The sequence below is a fragment of the Pseudobacter sp. genome (assembly GCF_051955275.1).
Taxonomy (GTDB): Bacteria; Bacteroidota; Bacteroidia; order Chitinophagales; family Chitinophagaceae; genus Pseudobacter.
Map to the genome: position 1 here is coordinate 1 of NZ_JBQCGW010000253.1, position 20,876 is coordinate 20,876.

Consider the following 20,876-nt stretch of genomic DNA (forward strand, 5'->3'; position numbering starts at 1 on the left):
AATTTTCTTTGTAATTTCACTCTTATCCCTTCTATCGATTCAGTTCCGGACATGCACGTAATTGCTGACATTCTGAATTGTCAGGACCTTACCTGCCGTAATATTAATAACAGTCTCTTTCTCGAAAATCTTGTAAAAAACACCGTCCCAGCGTAGAACCTTGTCAGATAAAGGGAATTTTATGCTTCCGGAAAACCAGTCGATATATACTCTTTCATTGACTATTTTCTCACCAAATAAAGATTTTATCCTTTTCAAGGACTCCTTTTTGTTTATATGCCTGAGCCCTCCACAATCGATGATGTCTACCAGGAAAAGGCTGTCATTTTCTATTTTATAAATTGCCTGACATCCTCTCCAGCAGTTGAGAGATGCTTCATCACTGAACCTGAGGCCGAACAATTGTATATTCTTATTGTCCTTTTTATCCAAATACTGTTCAAGTATCAGGGTATAAGTAGCCAAAGTATCATTCCTGAAAATAATGTAATCGGGTATTTGCGGACTTGGAGCTGCTTTGACATCCACGAACGGAATATGCAGAGCCAGGAGAATAACAAGAAAACGCATAAATCAACCTGTTTTTTTAAGGATGCAGGAATGCCGCAATTTACATAAAATGAAATTCCCCAGCCGTTCCATTTGCACTTTCTGGGAACGTTCCTACCCGCCGGGAATGTTCCCACGCAAATAATCCCTTCTTTTCCCTTTGACAAATGCACAGTAATTCACAGATTGTATTCACGATTTGCTTAACCAAACACTTGCCATATGAGAATCCTCCTATGCACTCTCCTGTTTTTGAGTGCTGTTGAAATCCACGCGCAAACTTTCGGAACCGGTAATATCGTTGTAGTCAGGATAGGCGCCGGAACTGCCATGACAGCAGGCGTTGCGCAACCTGTATTCCTCGATGAATATAATCCCTGCGGGGAATTGATAAGAAGTATCCCGCTGCCTGTCACCACAAGCGGCAGCAACAAACGACTCACCCTTCCACCCGCATCTGTTGACTTTTCGGAAGGATATATCAGCCTTTCGGAAGATGGACAGTACCTTGCACTCGGGGGGTACGATGCCGCCACTGGAACAGCCTCAGTTACCAGTAGTGCCAGTACCACAGTGAATCGTGTAGTTGGTATAATCGATGCCTCAGCCAATGTAAATACCAGCACCGCATTCAGCAACCGGTTCAGTACTGTCTCTATCCGGAGCGCCGTTACCGACGGATCCAACGTATGGGCCGCGGGTGGCAACGGCGGTATCGTGTATGCCACCACAGGCAGTACCGGCACCTCCAATGTATTGCTTACAGGTACTACAGGCCGCTGCCTCAATATTTTCGAAGGTCAGCTCTATGCCAGCTCCACAGCCACCAGCCTGCGTTTGGCCCGTGTTGGTACGGGCCTGCCAACCACGGCTTCACAAACCATGACCAACCTGCCCGGATATCCAACTTCAGGAGGTAATCCATTCCAGTTCTTCATGGCCAGACTGAATGGAAGTGATACCGTGAATGTTTTGTACATCGCAGACAATAACCAGTTGAAAAAGTATTCACTGGTATCAGGCTCATGGATCGCTAATGGTACTATCGGACTAACGGGAGATAAATACCGCGGCCTGACCGGAACCCTATCCGGCAGCGATGTGATCCTTTACGCATTGCGAAGGAATGACGCCGGTGGAGAGATCATTCAATATACGGATAATACCGGGCACAATGCCAGCTTTGCCAATCTTAGTCCCACCATCATTGTGCAGGCAGACAGCAATAAAGTATTCAGGGATCTGAGTATGGCGCCGCAGGCCCCATCCCCCCTGGCAGTAATGAAAGCCAGTGGCCATACAGGTTTCAGGGTACTTTCTAAAGAAATTTCATCCAATGCAACGGCCGAGCTCACTGTTTCAAAAGCAGTGCAGGGCATCATGAATGTATACGATATGAACGGCCGTCTGGTTTATACGATAAGGGTTGTTGCAGACAAAGGCATTTATCGTTATCCATTGCCCATGCCAGGCGCAGCACGTGGCTTGTATTTCGCCACTTTCATCTCCAACAGCGGCGAGATCATTACACGTAAGTTCATTTATTAATTCCCAAAACTGCTTTTATGAATAGAATTATACTCTTCATATTTCTCTCATGCCTGACCGGCATGGCCGGCTATGCACAGTCTCAACCGGCTCTTTCCGCTCCGGCTCATAACAGTACCGGTTATGTGCGGAATCCATCGTTTACCTGGCAACTTTTTGCCAATGCTTACAGCTACGATATCCAACTTGCTTCGGATGCTAATTTTACTACTATCATTGCTTCGCGAAATGATCTCAATATCAACCGCTTTGTTCCCGTCAGCCAACTGCCCACCGGTAATGTGTATTGGAGGGTGATCGCTAAAAACGAAGCAGGCACTGCCATCAGCAACTGGTCCGATACATTCCGGTATACCGTTGCCACTCCGGTAAGAACTTACACAGTTCCACCGGGCGCCACCCTGCGCGCCATCAAGGACTCTATGCGCAAGGCTATCATGAACACACCCAGCACGCTTGCATTCACCGCCAATGCCACTTATGTCATCGATGGAAATATCACAGGCCTTTTTGCCATAGATACTACCGGTATCAACGACCTGATCATCGAAGGCAATAATGCAAGCTTCATTATCAGGAACAATGCGCATGTAGGTTTTATGCGGATCCAGAATTCAAACAGGATCACCATAAGAAGGCTGAGTGTTGACTGGGACCCGCTTCCCCATTCCTTACTGGATGTTATCAGGGTTGATAATACAGACAGCACAACGCTGAATGTAAATGTCCGTTTACGGAGAGTAACCGGACAGGCATCGCCGTATTATCCGGCTATTTATGGAAATAAACCGTTTACAGACCACTGGTCCTGGGCATACCTGCTTGATACTGCCGACGCAGGCAGCCTGAAAAAAATAGAGATCAATACAGTTGGCATCAGCCCTGCAGACGTTACCCCCCTTGCGTGTAAAGACCAACCCGAATATAATATCTATCACCCCGGATCAAGATCAGGAAAATATTTTGCCGTGGGCGATGTACTTTCCATTGTGGCCAGGGATAATGTAGGCTCCCTGATGAGCACAAGAAACTGTATTGATTTTGTGTGCGACAGTATCACTAATTATTCCAGCCCTATCGGCTGCTATTACAGCTATGATGGCAGTGATATGAAAATACTCAACTGTAATACGGTATTGAAAGACGCCAGCCGCTTTGTATCCGCCAATGCTGATGGCGTACACTGCCGCGCCAATGCCATTGGCCCCTGGGTGGAGAACAGCAGTTTCATCGGTAATGCCGACGATGGTGTTGCACTTTACAACAAGGGCATCTTCGTAAAATCCAAAGTAAGCACCAGCACTCTTTTAGTGACGAACAACGAATTCATGAACCTGAAAAAGGGAAATATCTTCCGCATCTTCACACCCAAAACAGGAAAAGTGGTCAGCACCAATTTCACAGTGGATACTGTATTCCTGCAAAGCGGAAATTACCGGGTTCAGTTCTCTCCTGCCATCCCTGCCAGTGATTACGACAGCCTGGTAGATCTGGGCCTGACAGACCTGCAGCAGAACGTTCAGCTCTACAATATGACATTGCGGAATGAAAGGTTCATGGTTACCAATAACAGGTTCACCGTCAGAGCGCGTGGCGCCATCATCCGCTCTGCCAGAGGTGTGGTGGAAAACAACCGGTTTTACAGTTGTTCATCAGCAGGCGTGGCTTTGTACAATGAAGCCGCTTTCTGGTACAATGGCCTGTACAGCCGCGACCTCTGGATCATGAACAACGATATCAGGGACTGCGCTTTTGATGTTCTGGGTACAGATGCGGGGTCCATCAATGTACGCCTCAATAAGATCGATTCTGCCGGGCCTAATAATCTGTTTGCTGATAATATGTCGCCCGTCAGCCTTGACCATGCCAATATCCGGATCACCGGAAACACGATCAGGAACTTTTCGCAACATGGCATTTCACTTTTCAATGCAGCCAACTGCAGCATAAAGGATAATGTTTTTATCAGTACCATTCCAGGATTTTACAGAACAGGCAACCATTATGGCATTTACATCAACACCACTTACGGAACAACCATTTCCGGAAATAATTTTTCAGGAGATACGCGCACTCCGATGACGCAGATTCTCAGAGTGAATGATACGGCAACAACCATTATACCTTGACAGGAAAATGCATGCACAGGTTTATTTGCCTGTGCATGCATTTTCTTTTACCCTTTATTGGTTTCCTTCTTTCACCCATTTTCCATGATCAGGCACAGCCTCCTCTTTCCAGTTATTTACCAGGCGCACCAGTCCCTGTTTCAATTCCTCTCCCTCCATGGCAGTACCATGCCCGCTGATAACAATCTGCGGATCAAGCGCGGCCAGCCTCGATACTGATGCATGGGCCAGCGCCCAGTCTGTTGTAAGATAAACGGGCGGGCCGCATATCTCTTCTTTTTGCACCAGCACCCGGTACATGGAATCCTGTTTTACAGTGATAAATGCATCGGCAGAAATCAGCACCCTGTCTCTTTCCCGGAACAACGCAACCTGTCCTGGTGAATGTCCCGGAACATGCAGCCATCGCCATTCAGCAAGATGAGGAACAATGCCACCGGCAGGTAACACCTGCAAAACATCGGAAATATCGATGGGTTCATTGGGATAAATGGATGATATCTTTGCCAGCAACCCACCTTCCACTGTGGTATCTGGTTCGGGATATGCCTCCTTTCCTGTAAGAAATGGAAATTCCATTGGATGAGCATAAACGGGTACATTCCATTCCGATACCAGGTCAACAACATTTCCCACATGATCAAAATGGCCATGCGTAAGAATGATAGCAACAGGAGGAACATCCTCTCCGAATCTTTCTTCAACTGCTTTAAGTATGCTCTTCGCCGATTTGGGCATGCCGGTATCTATCAGTACCCAGGGTCCAGCGCGCGGGCCGATCATCACCAGGTTTACAATCTGATTGGTGTAATAAGCAATATCAGGAGCTACTTCTCTTGTGCTTCCGCTATTGATACTTGTCATTGGTATGAACTTATTGATGTTTTCCTGATCCATTATTTTTTATTTTATCAGTGTGAATAACCATTGGTATCCATAAGGAGCTAACGTCACATCTGCTGTTCTGTTCCTGTTGAGCAAAACCCTGTTGCCGGATAAAATATCCGTCAGGGCGGCAAGGTTCTCCGGTGGTCTGAGTCTTACAGTTACTGGTTTTGCACTGAAATTGTGCAGCGTGAAAAGCCTCCTGTTATGCCATGTATAAGCAAGCACCAGTACCTGGTCATTGTCGCTTGCCAGGATTTCCCAGCTGCCATACCCGATCTCAGGATGTTGCGTACGAAGGAGGATCATTTTTCTGGTCCAGTTAAGCAACGAGAGGCTGTCTGCCTGCTGATCAGCCACGTTCACACGATGAAAACTGAATACACCTGTATCTATAACAGGTCTAACTGGAAGCACGCCTTTTGAAAATCCTGCAAATTTCTGATCGTTCCATTGCATGGGAGTACGTACAGAGAGGCGCTCTCTCAGAGAAAGATCATCACCCATTCCAATCTCATCTCCATACCTGATCACAGGTGTACTGGGTAATGCAAAGAGGATGCTGTAAGCCAACTCTATTTGCTTCCTGTTATTGCCCAGCATTGGCGCCAGCCTTCTTCTGATGCCCCTATCATACAACTGCATCTTTTTTTGTGGCCCGAACTGCTCGTATACTTTATTGCGTTCGGATGTGCTGAGCCTGCCGAGGTCCACTTCATCGTGGTTACGTAAGAATTGCCCCCATTGTGATGCTGCAGGAATTTCTTTTGTTTGCTGAAGCGCATCTTTGAGCGGGCTTGTATTACCGGTAGCAAGCGCATAGAACAGATGCTGATTCACATAGAAGTTGAACATCATCTGCATACCTCTGCCCTGTTCACCAAAAAAGTCCTTTGTTTCTTCGGGAAGAACATTGGCTTCGCCAAGGATGATAGCGTCTTTATTCAGACTGCTCATGAAACTATGCAGTGATTCCAGCTTGTCAAACTGATGCTCGAATTTGTCGCCTTTTAAAGCCGGCACTTCTATAAAAAAGGGGACACCATCCAGCCGGAATCCGCTCACTTTCTTGTCCATCCAGAATTTTACGATCTTCTTTATTTCTTCAAATACGGGAGGATGCTGAAGATTGAGGTCAGGCTGGAAACGATAGAACCTATGATAATACCAGGCTTTGGCGGTGCTGTCAAATGTCCAGATATCATGTTGCACGCCGGGGAATACCATTCCGGTATTCCAGTTTTGAGGCCGCTTGTTACTCCATACATACCAGGAATGATAAGGGCTGGTGGTATCCTTCTCTGCCTGCCGGAACCAGGGATGCTGATCAGAAGTATGATTGGCCACCAGGTCCATGATCACACGAAGATTGCGCTGTGCCGCATCCTGCATAAAGAGCTCGAAGTCCTGCATGGTACCCAGTCTGGGATCCACGCCATAGTAGTCAGTGATGTCATAGCCATCGTCCAGTCCTGGTGTAGGCTGAAAAGGAGCCAGCCAGATCACCTGCACGCCCATGGAATCCAGGTATCCAAGTCTGGACCTTAACCCGTTGAAATCACCTATTCCATTGCTATCGCTATCCTGGAATACTTCTACATCAAGCGTGTAAATTACAGCCTGTTTGTACCAGGGAAGCTCTGTCAGAACAGGATCTGGTGCAGGGATGTCCTGTTCTTCATTTTTCTGGAAATGCCTCAGCCATAAGGTTACCAGTACTGCAATGGCTATGATCACAAAAAACAGTATTATTTTTCTGAACCGCATATTCTGACTGGCCGCAAATGTTATTCCCAGGATGGGCTCCGGCTACCAGGGGAATGCGTGGTGGCTATGCCACAGGCAGGGGGTGAAATGTATACAGAGAGGAGTCTTGAGAGGTGTCGGGTATCGGCAAAAAAAAACCGCTCAGGGAGCGGATCTGTTCATTATATGGTTCAGCACTCAGCTTTCAATATTCCTCGAACTGAGCTTAGCGATATCTTTCAGCCACTTGAATTGCGCGCTGGATAATTTCTTCAATTGTTTCTTGTCAAAATCCTTGATACTCTCTATGAATTGCTTCTGCTTGTCATTGAGCGTACCGGCATTCAGGGCTTTTACAGCTTCCTGTTGTAATAATTCAACGTTTGTCATGGTAAGTATTTAGCCCTGAAGGTTTAACCTGAAGGGCGTTGGTCAACGGCTCAAATATAGGTTAATTATTGGTCCGGGGCTGTAATCTTTTAACTTTCCCTTAAGGCCTGAAGCCCTTTCAGGCCTTGCATATAGCATGAATATGCGTTTCCGGCTCACACTTCCACTTCTACCTTTGATCCGTTGAAATTCCTGAATGGAACATCTGATCATTCAACTCATAATTACAATCATATGAACAAGTTTTCATTTTTTGTCTGCAATATGCTGCTGATGATAATGCTGTTCGCCTGCACCAAAACACCGGTGCAACCAGATAAACCTGTACCCGGCGGATCTTCCCCCGATCCATCCGCACAGCGAAGTTTCCGCCTCACTCTTTCAGGTTTGCACGCAGGATCGGAAAACACGAAAGCTGTGATAAGCATACTGAATAACAAAGATGAAATGGTGATGAGGGAAATCCAGGTTGATATAGTTTTCAATCAAAAGGTTCAGACAGCTGCCCTCTCTCTGGAGAAAGGCAATTATAAAATCACCGGACTACTCATCAAAGAAGGTAATTCTGTAAAATATGCCAGTCCCCTGGCCGGATCAGAAAAAGCTGCACTGGTAACCCATCCCCTGAGTTTAACCTTTTCCCTGGATGCACAAACAGAGAAGGATGTTTCAGTAGAAGTAGTACCGGTAACGGCCACAGATAAACCATTGCAATTCGGCTACCCTGATGGCAGTTTCGGAAGCCAGACCGGCGAACAGCCAAACACCGCTAAAAAGATATTTATCCAGCCCCTGATCAAGGTTGGCGATATTGTGTACGACAGTATTCCTGTACAACTGATCCTTCGCAGTTTCGATGCACAAAACAATATGACTTATAACGCCATGAACCTGCCGGCAGGTTTGCAGCAGGTAGAACTTCCTGCAAATGCTGTAAAATACCAATTGACGGTTTCCAAATGGGGAACACAGGATGAGATCACCCTGAAAAAAGAAGATATCCAGGAAAACACAGTTTATTCCATCGGTGGAAATATGCCTGCAAAGAAGTTGAAAAATGTATACACCAACAGGATCGTGGATGGAGTCAGCAAGCCCGAAACAAAAATGGATTACACCTATCATGCAAACGGCGAATTAAAGCAGACCGATCTTTGGGTAAAGAATGAAGATGGTTCCAATCTCCGCTCCCGCACTGATCTTTACGAGTATACAAATGGAAAGATAACTGCCATTAGAAACTACAATGAAACAGATAAACTTATAGGTACTTCATCATTTACCTATGATGCTGCCGGGAGGGTCAGCACCATGGATGAGCTGCTGCATGGCCTCCGTAAAACAGCAACTGTCAATTATATACCACTGGAAACCAGGGCAGGGATCACGCAGGATTATCGCATCGAAATACAGATCAGAGAATCAGGCTATACCATCGCCAGGCAATATTCCAAAACAATTTCCGGAGGCTGCGTGGTAGCTGATAACTACAACTATGGTAACGGAGATATGATAGCAGGCATTTACAACTGTGATCTGACCATCAATCCCTATGCACACCTGGGCATACCTGATTTCTATCTGAATCAGTACGTAAAACACAATGTAAAGCTTGAGTCGAAAACGTATGCAAATCTGTTCCCGGAATACGAAGTGTACGATATACAATATACTTATGATGGAAATGGATATCCACTGAGCATCATCAAAAAATATCGCAACTATTGGAACAAAACTGAAGCTTACTCTGTCAAGACAGGCTTCACCTATGAATAAACTGCTTCTTTGATACCCGGCTCCATCTTGATATTTATCATCATGGTTTCGGGTATTTTTAAATTTCTCTTTCATCCGGTGTACATCAACAGGAATATATATAGGGGCTTCTTTATATTTGTAGCCACTCTATTAACACCCTTCGATGAGCCTGAGGTTGCTGCTTACCATACTGGCCATTTATTCCTGCCAGTTTATTTCCGGACAGACCGGACTTAATTTCCTGCGTCTCGGCGTTAACGAAGGGCTCAGTCAGAATTCCGTCCGCGAAATTTTCCAGGATCAACAAGGCTTTATTTGGATCGGCACCGGCGATGGCCTCAACCGTTACGACGGCATCCAGATCAGAAAATACAGGCAAAGCATCAGGGACAGATCAGACAAACGCTTCCCCGGAAAAATACTGAATGGAAAGATCCACCAGGATAAACAGGGCAATCTCTGGATGATGGTGGATGGACAACTGGTGCAGATGGACCTGGCCACGGAAACATTCAGGGTGATCAGGCAGATTGGCCGCGACCTTGAATATGGCATCACAGGCATGAAAGACGATGAAGTATTTATCGCCAATGCTTCCCATGTGCAGGTAGTGAATACAAAGAGCAGAACAGTTCAGGAACTGTTGCTGCCAGAAGTGTTTGGCATGTATATTTCAGAAAACCGGAACATTCAGTTGCTTTTCAGGAGAGCCAATGCCATTTACCAGTTCAATTACCGCACAAAACAGGAACAACTCCTGTACCAGCAGGGAAACGATCCCCTTCATGCCTGTACAATTTTTTCATCATCGCTATTGATCATTGCTGGCAACAGGGTGATAGATTTCTGTTTAACCAGACGCAGTATCATTTCCAGTTACCTGGTGCCCGGCTCGGTGGAGTACAAATCACAGAGCCCACTGGTGAAAACACCCGGAGGTAATATCATCACCGTGCTTCCCAGTAAAGGAATCGCCATCATCGACAGCGCAACCGGCGCCTTTACCCGGTATGCCAACCGGGAAAATGATCCTTACAGTCTTTCTTCCAACCTCGTGTATACCGCCACCATCGACCACTCCAATAATCTGTGGCTTGGCACAGAAGGAGGCGGCATCAGTCTTACCAGTCTCAAACCACAATTGTTCAGCAGTTTTCCGGACGCGCGTCAGACAAGGGATGAAAGCTCCCTGCTGATGGTGAAAAGCCTCTATCACAAAAATGGAAAGATCTATGCAGGCACCTATGCAAGAGGCCTGTATATCATAGACAGAAATACATTGCAACACAAGGTAGTGTTTGCCCCTCCGCACAAAAATGATCCTTCTTTTTCAGGCGTCTTTTTCATCAGGGAAGATAAGAAAGGAAGGATCTGGCTGAATGCGGGTAACCGGATAGGAATTGCTGATCCCGATAAAGGGATTTTTCTGCTGAGCACCAATATCGAGTACGTCCGCAAAGGTAACAGGCATAATATCCTTCAATGCTTCACGCAGATCGACAGCACCCGTTTTATTGCAGGTACCGTACAAAGCACTTACCTCATCGAAGACAGAAATGACCAGCTCCTTGTTTCAGACCTGGGCCAGCTCAACCCGAAACTGGAAGGTGATATTCAGACCATCTTCACCAAACCGAACGGCGAGATCATTGTAGGCAAAGGAGAAGGAAAAGGCCTGGTGGTATTGCGGCTGAACCAACTCAATCAACCGGAATTAATTTCCACGGACCTGCATGGGCTTACCGTAAAATATGTACACAGGGATGAATCCAGACAGGCTTTCTGGTATGCCACTAACGTTGGGATCGTAATCCGGAAAGATGGTTCCGGCACCCGTACCGTGATTGATGAAGTGAATGGCCTCAGTAACGATTTCATCTATAGTATTATCCCCGAAAACAATCATGCTTACTGGGTGAGCACTAATAAAGGCCTCAACAGGATCAGCCTGGAAAAGTCAAGCTTCATACAGATCAAGGGCGTGGAGCAATACGCCATCCAGCATGGACTGCAATCGAACGAATTCAATACCGGCGCTTATTTCAGGGATAGTAACCTGATCTTCTTTGCAGGCGTAACTGGTATCAACTGGTTCGATCACCGTGCATTTTTCAACCGGAGTTTCAATGCCCGTTCTTATATAACAGACCTGCTCATCAATGAAACACCCCTTGATACAGATACAGCCATCAACTTCTTACACCAGGTTAAGCTGAAACATAATGAGAATAACCTGCTGATCAAATTTGCTACGCTCGATTATACAAATGCATCTGTCAATCAATACATGTACCGGCTCACCGGATACGACAAATCCTGGATCAGGGCGAGCAAAATACCGGAAGCCCGGTACAGCAAACTTCCCCACGGCAGTTACAATTTCGAGATCATGTCTTCCAACAGCGAAGGTGTATGGTCCAGTCCTGTTACCTTGCTCCGGATAGGTCTCTCCCCTCCGTTCTGGCTCACCTTGTGGTTCAGGTTCGCTGTAATTCTGACCATGGTGGGCATTATCATTTACGTGGTAAAGCAGTTCCTGAAAAGAAAAATGGAAAAACAGTTGCGTGTCATCGAACAACAGCTGGCAGTGAACAATGAACGTCTCCGCATTTCCCGGGATATGCATGATGAACTCGGTACCGGATTAAGCAAGATTGCCCTGCTATCCGAAGTAGGTAAGAACCACAAAGCCGCTGACCATAATAAAAAGATCATCCACGAGATCAGCCACACTTCCCGCACCCTGGCAGATAAGATGGGTGAGATCATCTGGACACTCAACCCGCAAAACGATACACTGGGCAATCTGCTTGCTTATCTCAAAGAATACATCTATGAAACCACCGATGCCTTACCCGTTTCAGTAAACTTCAGTTACCCTGAATCGATCCCCGATATTTCATTAGGTCATATGCAGCGGCAGCAGCTGATGCTGGTGACCAAGGAAGCCATCAACAATGCGTTGAAACATTCCAATGCCACGCAGATCCTGTTTTCGCTCAGTGTGGAAGCGGGCTTCATGAGCTTCTCACTGAAGGATAACGGCACAGGGCTCAGCACTGAAAAATATCACCAGCACAGGAATGGAAAAAAGAACGGGCTTGCAAATATGAAAGCGAGAATTGAGCAGATAAGTGGCCAGTTCAGCATCAGGTCGGCCCCGGGTGAAGGAACGGAAATACATTACAGTATCCCCATTTAATACTACTTATTTTCTTTGATCGATTTTATATTTTTCCACTGAGAAAGTCTATGCCAGCAACCAGAATAAAAATCGCAATTATAGAAGATGAGGAAGTGATCCGTCACTCCCTCCTGACCTTGCTTTGTTTGCAGGAGGAACTGGAAGTGGTAGAAACATTCGAAGATGGAGAGTCAGCCCTGGCTTACCTGAAGAAAAAACCGGTGGAAGTCTTGTTATTCGACATCAATCTCACTGGTATGTCGGGTATAGAAGTTGTAGCACGCCTGAAAGTACTGCACCCATATATGCAATGCATGGCGCTTACCAGTTACGACGATGCCGAGAATGCCTTCAATGCCCTGAAAGCCGGGGCCACAGGCTATATACTTAAAAATACAGAGCCACAAAAACTGGTGGAAGCCATCCGGGAGATCCATTCCGGCGGCTCTCCCATGAGCAGCCAGATCGCCAGATTGGTAGTGATGGAATTCGCCGCCAGGAAAACGGAGGTATTCCATTCAGAGGTACTTTCAAGAAGAGAAAATGAGATCCTTGTCCTGCTCTCGAAAGGGCTGCGATATAAAGAGATCGCTGCACAATTATTCATCAGCATCGAAACGGTGCGTACCCATATCAGGAACATCTATGAAAAACTGCAGGTAAAAACACGAACGGAAGCTCTTTCCAGATTCCACAATAAACAGTAGTACTACTTTTTTCACATTTTCCTCAATAAGGCCGCGTTCTACCTTTACGGCAGTTAAAACAACTGCAACCATGAAATTCATACTTCCATTCTCGCTGGCTATTGTATGTGCATTTACAGGATCCGCCCAAACCCTCGGCGAATTCAAACCAAAGGACAATTCATACGGACTCAGGAAGATCAAGACCAAAAAAGTGTATATCGCTTCGTTTACCGTGAATTTCCAGGTATTCAATGAAAAGGAAGAATTCAAACAGGGCGGTCGCATGCTGGGCGGCGGCGCATATAAAGGCGATGCCAAATCAGCTTTGTCGGTAGGCCTTGAAGGTATCACCGAAAAAGGTGTGCAAACCGTTACTGATTCATTGTACAAGGATTTTATTGCGATGCTGAAAGCAAAAGGCATGGAGATCATCAGTGCCGAAGAAGCAGGCAAAACAGGCACCTATGAAGGTTTTACCAAAGTAACCGGAGGCACTATCAACCAGGCGCAGTTCCCCGGAACACTCGCATCCACTCCTACCGGAATGGAATACTACGTGAAAAGCATCGATAAATCAGGAAAGGAAAAATCCGGAGGCTTCCTGGGTAATGTAAATTTCGTACATGCAAAATTATCGAAAGACCTGGATGATGCAGTGATCGCGGATGTAGACCTCTTTGTATTGTTCATAGAGGACAGGAATTCATGGGATGGAGCGGGCGCAAATATCAAAGTGAAAACGAATATGCGCCTGGCAGGAAACGAAGTCATCGAGATGACCAAACAGGCAAAGATCAAATTCAAAGGCGAGAATACGCATACGGCCATCAACAGCCAGGTAGGTTTTTTCTCCGGCAAAATGGGTGCTGGCATCGTCAGCAGCTATACCGGCACTATCGGAAAATCCATGGAAGTGAGTGGTGTTATAGAAGACAAAAAACTGCAGGCATTCGCAAAGAACAGCACTGATTATGTTGGCGTAAAAACAGTATACGGTAAGTACTTCAACCCAGCTGATGTGAGCACAACATCAACCACTGTTATTCCCGTTGACGAAAAGAAATACATCGATGGAGCTTACCTCGCGTGCAAAAAATTCATCGAGCACCATACGGAGGCTTTCCTGAAAGAGATTGAATGATTATTCTACTAATGGGCCTTATCAGAGCAGGGCTTGCAGCAATGCAGGCCTTTTTTTATGCCGGTCATTTTCGCGCATGGATCATCCTTCATACAATTCCAGCGGCAACCCATCCGGGTCTGTAAAAAATGTAAACCGTTTTCCTGTAAATTCATCCACCCGGATCGGTTCTGTACGAACGCCTGCTGTGATTAATACCTCCACGCTTTTCTCAAGATCGTCTACCGCAAATGCCAGATGCCGCAACCCGCAGGCTTCCGGTCTTGATGGCCTGGCCGGAGGATCAGGGAATGAAAACAACTCTATCACATACTGGTCACCTATGGCAAGGTCCAGCTTGTAAGACCGGCGCTCTTCCCGGTATACTTCCCTGACAATGGAAAAGCCAAGCACCCTGGTGTAAAAATCCTTCGAGCGGTTATAATCCGAGCAGATAATGGCAATATGATGAACAGCTTTTATTCCCGGAAGCATGATTGTTTCTTTTGGATGATTCCACTAAATTACTTCGCGGATTCGATAAAAAACCACAACCTTTTGTATGTATTGTATCAGTACCTGAATGGACGGAACTTTACCTTTACCGGGCTCGCTTTGCCGCCTTCATGAAAAAAACAACTTACTGTATGCGCATCATCCGGAAATACTGCCTTGCTTTCTTTCTTGTTCTTATGTTCCTCAACAGCTATGCACAACCCGTTAAACTGGGCGGCCGGCTGCAGGTGATCGGTACCCAACTCTCCGATGCACAGGGCAAACCTTTTGTACTGAACGGCATGAGCTTTGGCTGGAGCTGTTTCCATCCGCGCTTCTATACAAAAGAAGCAGTAAAATGGCTGAAAGAAGACTGGAAAGTGAATGTTGTGCGCGCCGCCATGGGCGTTGAACATCCCGATGGTTACCTCAAAAACCCTGAAGGCAATATCAAACGCGTGGAAACGGTGGTGGATGCAGCTATCAGGGAAGGCCTGTATGTGATCATCGACTGGCATAGCCATAATATATTCACCAAAGAGGCCATTGCATTCTTCGATCGCATGTCCCGCAAATATGCCCGCTACCCGAATGTGATCTACGAGATCTTCAACGAGCCCATGCACCAGCCCTGGGCGGAACTGAAAGACTATTCCATGCAGCTGATTTCCACCATCAGAAAGAACGATCCCGATAATATCATCCTGGTGGGCAACCCGGAATGGGACCAGCGCATCGATCTCGTACAGCAGGATCCGCTTCAGGGAGTTTCCAATATCATGTATACCGTACATTTTTATGCCGGCACACATAAGCAATGGCTGCGCGACAGGACTGATGCCGCCATCAAAAGTGGAATTCCTGTTTTTATATCCGAATCTGCCGGCATGGAAGCCTCCGGTGATGGAAAGATCGATTACACCGAATGGAACCGGTATATGGAATGGTTGGTAAAGAATAAGCTCAGCTGGATCTCCTGGTCCGTATCGGATAAAGAAGAAGCCTGTTCTGTGCTGCTGCCCGGCGCCTCCTCCACAGGGAACTGGAAACTCAGCGAGCTGCGGGAGTCAGGGATCAAAACAAGGGAATACCTGCGCCAGTTCAACCAGCGCGGTGAACTGGTAACTAAATTCAACTGGCAAGGCAGAACAGAGAGGACCTTCTTCAACGCCGGTAAGCTATCCGGCCCGGGTTCTTTTGTTGCCTTCAGTTTTACCGGCAATGAAGTAACCGTAAAACTGAAGAACGAGCCCTGCCAGGGTAATTACAATTATATTTCTGTGGAACTGGATAACAAATACCTTGGACGTTTCAAAGTGGACAATAATGAATTCAAAGCGTTTACATTCAAAGTCACTGATAAAACAAAAAAAACACATGATATCCGGATCGTAAAAGCCACAGAAGCCGGTATGGGCGAGGTTTTATTCGATGGATCCGGTATTGATGCGCTGCCACTTGAAAAAACACTGAAGAAGAGAATTGAATTTATCGGCAATTCCATTACCTGTGGTTTTGGAAATGATGTTACCGGGGTTTTATGCGATAAAGGAACCTGGTATGATCAACACAATGCCTACCTGGCTTATGGCCCGGTGGTATGCCGACAGTTGAAGGCGGATTATCTGCTCAGCTCAGTTTCCGGTTATGGTATCTACAGGAACTGGAATGCGGTAAAGCCGGAAGAGAATACTTTGCCGGAAGTATATGACCAGCTCTACCTTCGAATGGAGCAGCCTGCCCCCTTCCCCGATGATTACCAGCCCGACCTGGTCAGTATTTGTCTGGGTACAAACGATCTTTCTGATGGAGATGGACAAAAAGCCAGGAAGCCATTCGACAGAGCGGAATTCCTCAACACTTATATTGAATTCATCCGGCATATTTATAAAAAATATCCGCAAACGCGTATCGCGCTCCTGAACAGCCCGATGCTGGATAGAGAGAAGAATGAGATCTTTGTGGAATGCCTGAACAGTATCAGGGATCATTTCAGCAATGATCAAACACATCAACCAATAGAGATTTTTCTGTTCCCGGAGATGAAACCAACCGGTTGTGATTATCATCCGAGTGCGGCAGAACACCAGACAATGGCAGATCTGTTATTGCCTTTTTATCAGAGATTATTGAAGTAGTTCAGTGCAGGTGGCTGACATCCGATGCATGATAAAAACACTCCAGCATATTGGTGTCCCAGCCACCCATATGCTTTTCATCGATAAGCAGCACCTGTAATTCCGGGAAGAAATATTCTCCATCGCTTTTACGCACCAGCGGAGAGAGGCCGGATAACTCTTCCGCGATCAGATCCGTTTCATCCCTGAAATTAAATTCAACACCGAGGATCTTTATCTTTTTACAACGGCGGATTTCCACCTCTGTCAGCTGGTCATCACTGTTGTAACCTAACAGAAAATGTACCCCTGCACTATCGAGCCTGTCATAGACATCTCTTCTCTGAATGATGGAAGGTGCATCCTCTTCCAATAAAAATTCCTCATTCAGCGCTACATACCCGGCACCGAGTTTGGCCCTTACCAGGTCCCTGGAGAGGCCGAACTGCAGCGGGATATTATCGATCAAAAACTTACCGGGTACTGTATACTGGAAGATCATAACAGCGGGAAGATATCAATTATCGATGAAATGCAGGTTATGGGGTTTACTTGGAGTAAATAAATTACATCTGGAATAATGTATCTTTCTATCGTAAAACAAATACAGTTATGGCATTTGATGAACAGCTGGCAGACAGAGTACGAGAGTACCTGGCGGGCATTCCTGGTATCAGTATCGAGGAAAAAAAGATGTTCAGGGGGCTGGCCTTTATGGTCAACGGAAAGATGTGCGTGAATATCAGCGGAGACGATCTGATGTGCCGTTTCGATCCGGTGCTGCAGGAGGAAATAGCAGAGAAAAAGGGGTTCTCACCCATGATCATGAAAGGCAATGAGCTCAAGGGGTATTGTTATGTACAGCCTGAGGGATGCAGGTCCGCCAGGGATCTGAAGTACTGGATAGATCTATGCCTGGCCTTCAACAGTAAGGCTAAAAGCTCAAAAAAGAAAAAGGCATGATTAGCCTTCTCCTGTTTTGATGCAAATATTGTTGCTTACCTGACCATGTCTAGCCAATGGATTCAACAGCGGTCAGCTTGGTGATTTCCTGACCATTGAAGATGCGGGCGAGACTGGTATTCTTGGTTTCCAGGTATTTCTGTACGTTGGATTGATTTACGATCCTCCAGAAGTTCTTTCCCTTCAGCTCATCATAATCGGCTGTTTTAATGAAAATACCGGTGAATGCTTCTCTGGTTTTGAAGCTCACTTTCACGGGGTTACGATCATATTCATTATTACTCAGGAACTTGTCGATCTGTTCGATGGTCATATATTGAGTTTGAATTTAGATGAATTAGTCAAAAACCAGTGTTGGCCTGTGTTTTATTGAGGAATTCATTACGAAAATGAGGCAAGGAATAGTCGCGAAGGTACGATTTATTACTCAGATAATCCAGTTTTTATACATGCAGTCAGATTACCGGTATCAACGGGGCTGTAATTGAAGCGGGTTGAAAATAAAAAAGCCCGTAATTACTTACGGGCCTTCTTAAAAGCTTGAATATCTTAAAACCTGCGTTTGTTATAACCGCCGTTATTGCTTTTGAAAGGGCTGTTACCATAACCACCACCTGAAGGTCTTTCAGCTTTAGGTCTGGCTTCAGTTACACTGATGTTACGGCCACCGATGGAAGCCTGGTTCAGTTCACTGATAGCTTTTTGAGCAGCACTGTCATCGCTCATTTCAACGAAACCGAAGCCTCTTGAACGGCCTGTTTCCCTGTCTGTTACCACTTTAGCAGAATCAACTTCGCCATAAGCCGCAAATAAATTTCTCAAGTCTTCGTCCTGGGTGCTGAACGCCAGGTTTGATACATAAATGTTCATGTTTACATTTTTAATTTGAATCTGAGTACAGCAAGAAGTAAAGAAATAAAAATGCGGGGTTGGCAGATTACTAACTATACTGATGCGAGGCTCAAATGATATTTATGAAGGTAAGCTATATCTGCTTACCAGAAAAATCAATCTTTATTGATCGATACATTCTTGGCATTGAAGCCTTTAGGTCCGGATTCCACTTCAAACTTCACTTTATCGTTCTCTTTAAGCGGTCCGGAAAGATCATTCACGTGAACAAAGATCCTTTCCTTGGTCTCGCTGTCGATGATAAAACCGAATCCTTTCTGGTCGTTGAAAAAGCTCACTGTTCCCGTACGGATCGGGTCATCCACCCTGTCTTCCTGTTTGGGTACGCCGATCTGGATATCCTCCACATTATAGACACGTCTTTGTCTTGGATCCGGTGGTGTGTCTGTCAGGTTGCCATTCTCATCAAGGTAAGCCATCATGCTGCTGAGATCTTTTTTCTCACCTTGGTTATTCTTACGCTCATTCATCTTTTCCCTCTTCTCCTGCTGCTTTTTGATGCGCTGTTTTTCTCTTTCCCTTTTGTTGAATGTTTCCTGAGATTTAGCCATATTTATTTGTTTTGTTTACGAATAGAATCAATACCTGTAACATACGGCATTGATGTTCATGCCTGCTCCCACTGAAGCGAACATGATGAGATCTCCTTCCTGCAGGTCAAAACCCTCTACCTGTTGCTGTTTCACCAGGTGATACAGCGTAGGCACCGTTGCCACAGAACTGTTCCCCAACCAGTGAATGCTCATCGGCATGATATTTTCCGGCATTTTATCGATCCCGTATAATTTGTAAAAGGCTTTCAGAATGCCTTCGTCCATTTTTTCATTTGCCTGGTGTATAAAGACCATTTTAAGGTCCCCAATGGTTGCACCGCTCTTATCCAGACAGTCTTTCATGGCTTCCGGAACGTGCTTCATGGCATACTCATACACTTTTCTGCCCTTCATCTTGATATATCCCGTGCCGCAGCCCCGGGCTTCAGGCGAATAAGATGTTCCCAGCCCGATAAAGAAGGTTTCATCCCCGCAATCAGACCTGGCAGCTGTACTCATGATGCCCTGGTTACGGTCACCCACCTCACTGGTTTCCAGGATCGCGGCCCCTGCCCCATCCGCAAAAATCATGCTGTCCCGGTCGGAATCATCAATGATCCTTGACAAGGTCTCTGTTCCGATGATCAGGCACCTGGAGGCACTGCCTGCCTTAATGAAACAATCGGCCTGGATCAGTCCCTGCAACCAGCCGGGACATCCGAACAGTACGTCGTAAGCCACACAGGAGGGATTTCTGATCCCAAGTCTGAACTTTACCCTGGAAGCCAGTGACGGCACTGTATCAGGTTGAAAGGAGCCCGGAACAAGGTCTCCGTAATTATGTGCAACAATGATCTGATCGATGGTTTCCCTGTCAATACCACTTGCCCTGATGGCCTCTTCTGCAGCAATAGCCGCCATGGAAGACGCGTTCAAAGACGGATCGGCGTATCTTCTTTCTTCAATACCTGTGATCTTTCTGAAATCCTCTATGATCTGGGCAGCGGGCTTATTGATGGCAACACCATCCTCGTTATAAAAAGTGCTGTTTATAAAGTCTTCATTCTTACGGATAAAAGGAGGAATGCAAATGCCGGTCCCTGTGATGATGTTTCTCTTCATTTATTATTCTTGGATTACTGGGCAGAAATTCTGGTGATCGAAAATCCATCGTTCGCACCACTAATTACCTCCCGGCAATTCTTCGCTTTCAAATCTGTATAACCAGCATTCTGAATGAAGAGCACTTTACCGTTTCCTCTCTGATCATGTGACATCTGCGACTTGTTTGAAGGGTTAAAAATTGCATTCACCAGGTAAATTTTTCCTGACGGCAGAACCTTCACAAATGTTGAATGTCGGGAGAATCAAAATAGGTGCAGGGAGGAATAATTTCGCTGAAGGTACGATTAAAAACCGGCATTTGCTCTGTTTGAGCTTAAATATTAACAACCAGCGGGTAAAACGGGGATGTCCGGCGTCAGAAGCATGCCGGAATGCTGCAAAAAGCAGACTGAAACAGTATTTTAATGTGGCTGCAGCGTTTAATTCAGTAACTTGAAGGTTCTCCTTCCTCCACGCATTAAATCTGTCTTATGCTAGTTGAAATCAATAACCTGAACAGCCGCACCACCACGGCCCATCTCATGCAATTATTCTTTCCATTCGGTAAACTTGAGTCAGTAAGGATCGTCAGGGAGGAACAGTCTGGCAGATCTAGTTGTTTCGGCATCGTGAGCCTGAGCTACCGCGCAGGCATGATGGCCATCACCGAGCTTCATAACCGTTTGTTTATGGGCCATTACCTGGAAGTATACGAAACAGACCTCATGGCCTGATCTCCCGTTATGTATTTTTC

General features: G+C 46.0%; 19 protein-coding genes. 9 read left to right on the forward strand and 10 right to left on the reverse strand.

Annotated features, from left to right (window positions below; translation table 11 throughout):
• Positions 1-39: 39 nt before the first annotated feature.
• Positions 40-570, reverse strand: coding sequence for a hypothetical protein (locus tag ACTHMC_RS21950; protein WP_440416425.1), 531 nt, complete (start codon positions 568-570; stop codon positions 40-42).
• Positions 571-771: 201 nt separating this feature from the next.
• On the opposite strand from ACTHMC_RS21950, the gene ACTHMC_RS21955 reads away from it, so the two are divergent.
• Both ACTHMC_RS21955 and ACTHMC_RS21960 read left to right on the forward strand, forming a co-directional pair.
• The gene (locus ACTHMC_RS21955; protein ID WP_440416427.1) at positions 772-2,097 is read left to right on the forward strand and encodes a T9SS type A sorting domain-containing protein; all 1,326 of its coding nucleotides are present in this window, start codon (positions 772-774) and stop codon (positions 2,095-2,097) included.
• A 17-nt stretch (positions 2,098-2,114) separates the two neighbouring features.
• Positions 2,115-4,226: a right-handed parallel beta-helix repeat-containing protein gene (locus ACTHMC_RS21960; protein ID WP_440416428.1), complete on the forward strand. Its 2,112-nt coding sequence runs from the start codon at positions 2,115-2,117 to the stop codon at positions 4,224-4,226.
• A 54-nt stretch (positions 4,227-4,280) separates the two neighbouring features.
• Here the strand turns inward: ACTHMC_RS21960 and ACTHMC_RS21965 are convergent, their stop codons facing one another.
• The 3 genes from ACTHMC_RS21965 to ACTHMC_RS21975 all read right to left on the reverse strand — a co-directional run bounded on the left by ACTHMC_RS21965 (position 4,281) and on the right by ACTHMC_RS21975 (position 7,247).
• Positions 4,281-5,123, reverse strand: coding sequence for an MBL fold metallo-hydrolase (locus tag ACTHMC_RS21965; protein ID WP_440416430.1), 843 nt, complete (start codon positions 5,121-5,123; stop codon positions 4,281-4,283).
• A 6-nt stretch (positions 5,124-5,129) separates the two neighbouring features.
• Positions 5,130-6,848 (reverse strand): alpha-amylase family protein, encoded by a 1,719-nt coding sequence (locus ACTHMC_RS21970; RefSeq protein WP_440416432.1) that lies wholly within the window; start codon positions 6,846-6,848, stop codon positions 5,130-5,132.
• Positions 6,849-7,055: 207 nt separating this feature from the next.
• A complete protein-coding gene (locus ACTHMC_RS21975) occupies positions 7,056-7,247 on the reverse strand; it encodes a hypothetical protein (protein ID WP_440416433.1) in 192 nt (63 codons plus the stop codon).
• 234 nt (positions 7,248-7,481) lie between these two features.
• On the opposite strand from ACTHMC_RS21975, the gene ACTHMC_RS21980 reads away from it, so the two are divergent.
• The 4 genes from ACTHMC_RS21980 (at position 7,482) to ACTHMC_RS21995 (ending at position 14,019) form a co-directional block, all read left to right on the forward strand.
• A complete protein-coding gene (locus ACTHMC_RS21980) occupies positions 7,482-9,023 on the forward strand; it encodes a hypothetical protein (protein WP_440416434.1) in 1,542 nt (513 codons plus the stop codon).
• Positions 9,024-9,168: 145 nt separating this feature from the next.
• A complete protein-coding gene (locus ACTHMC_RS21985; protein ID WP_440416436.1) occupies positions 9,169-12,207 on the forward strand; it encodes a sensor histidine kinase in 3,039 nt (1,012 codons plus the stop codon).
• A gap of 50 nt (positions 12,208-12,257) precedes the next feature.
• A complete protein-coding gene (locus ACTHMC_RS21990) occupies positions 12,258-12,896 on the forward strand; it encodes a response regulator (protein ID WP_440416438.1) in 639 nt (212 codons plus the stop codon).
• Positions 12,897-12,966: 70 nt separating this feature from the next.
• Positions 12,967-14,019: a hypothetical protein gene (locus tag ACTHMC_RS21995; protein WP_440416439.1), complete on the forward strand. Its 1,053-nt coding sequence runs from the start codon at positions 12,967-12,969 to the stop codon at positions 14,017-14,019.
• 81 nt (positions 14,020-14,100) lie between these two features.
• Here ACTHMC_RS21995 and gloA2 read toward each other — a convergent pair whose 3' ends face one another.
• A complete protein-coding gene (gene gloA2, locus ACTHMC_RS22000; RefSeq protein ID WP_440416441.1) occupies positions 14,101-14,493 on the reverse strand; it encodes an SMU1112c/YaeR family gloxylase I-like metalloprotein in 393 nt (130 codons plus the stop codon).
• Between the two features lie 152 nt (positions 14,494-14,645).
• Here gloA2 and ACTHMC_RS22005 point away from each other — a divergent pair, with 152 nt between their 5' ends.
• Positions 14,646-16,631, forward strand: a complete 1,986-nt coding sequence (locus tag ACTHMC_RS22005) for a cellulase family glycosylhydrolase (RefSeq protein ID WP_440416443.1) — start codon at positions 14,646-14,648, stop codon at positions 16,629-16,631.
• 1 nt (position 16,632) lies between these two features.
• Here ACTHMC_RS22005 and ACTHMC_RS22010 read toward each other — a convergent pair whose 3' ends face one another.
• Positions 16,633-17,112, reverse strand: coding sequence for a hypothetical protein (locus ACTHMC_RS22010; RefSeq protein ID WP_440416445.1), 480 nt, complete (start codon positions 17,110-17,112; stop codon positions 16,633-16,635).
• A 110-nt stretch (positions 17,113-17,222) separates the two neighbouring features.
• On the opposite strand from ACTHMC_RS22010, the gene ACTHMC_RS22015 reads away from it, so the two are divergent.
• Positions 17,223-17,573 carry a TfoX/Sxy family protein gene (locus ACTHMC_RS22015; RefSeq protein WP_440416446.1) on the forward strand — a complete coding sequence of 117 codons (351 nt, stop codon included), beginning with the start codon at positions 17,223-17,225 and terminating at the stop codon, positions 17,571-17,573.
• 49 nt (positions 17,574-17,622) lie between these two features.
• On the opposite strand, the gene ACTHMC_RS22020 is transcribed toward ACTHMC_RS22015, so the two are convergent.
• The 4 genes from ACTHMC_RS22020 to ACTHMC_RS22035 all read right to left on the reverse strand — a co-directional run bounded on the left by ACTHMC_RS22020 (position 17,623) and on the right by ACTHMC_RS22035 (position 20,140).
• Complete coding sequence (locus ACTHMC_RS22020) at positions 17,623-17,886, reverse strand: short-chain dehydrogenase (RefSeq protein ID WP_440416448.1); 264 nt, start codon at positions 17,884-17,886, stop codon at positions 17,623-17,625.
• A 236-nt stretch (positions 17,887-18,122) separates the two neighbouring features.
• The gene (locus tag ACTHMC_RS22025; RefSeq protein WP_440416449.1) at positions 18,123-18,443 is read right to left on the reverse strand and encodes an RNA recognition motif domain-containing protein; all 321 of its coding nucleotides are present in this window, start codon (positions 18,441-18,443) and stop codon (positions 18,123-18,125) included.
• A gap of 137 nt (positions 18,444-18,580) precedes the next feature.
• Positions 18,581-19,036, reverse strand: coding sequence for a cold-shock protein (locus ACTHMC_RS22030; protein ID WP_440416451.1), 456 nt, complete (start codon positions 19,034-19,036; stop codon positions 18,581-18,583).
• Between the two features lie 27 nt (positions 19,037-19,063).
• Complete coding sequence (locus ACTHMC_RS22035; protein ID WP_440416453.1) at positions 19,064-20,140, reverse strand: 3-oxoacyl-ACP synthase III family protein; 1,077 nt, start codon at positions 20,138-20,140, stop codon at positions 19,064-19,066.
• A gap of 473 nt (positions 20,141-20,613) precedes the next feature.
• Here ACTHMC_RS22035 and ACTHMC_RS22040 point away from each other — a divergent pair, with 473 nt between their 5' ends.
• Positions 20,614-20,856, forward strand: a complete 243-nt coding sequence (locus ACTHMC_RS22040) for an RNA recognition motif domain-containing protein (protein WP_440416455.1) — start codon at positions 20,614-20,616, stop codon at positions 20,854-20,856.
• The last annotated feature ends 20 nt before the right edge of the window (positions 20,857-20,876 follow it).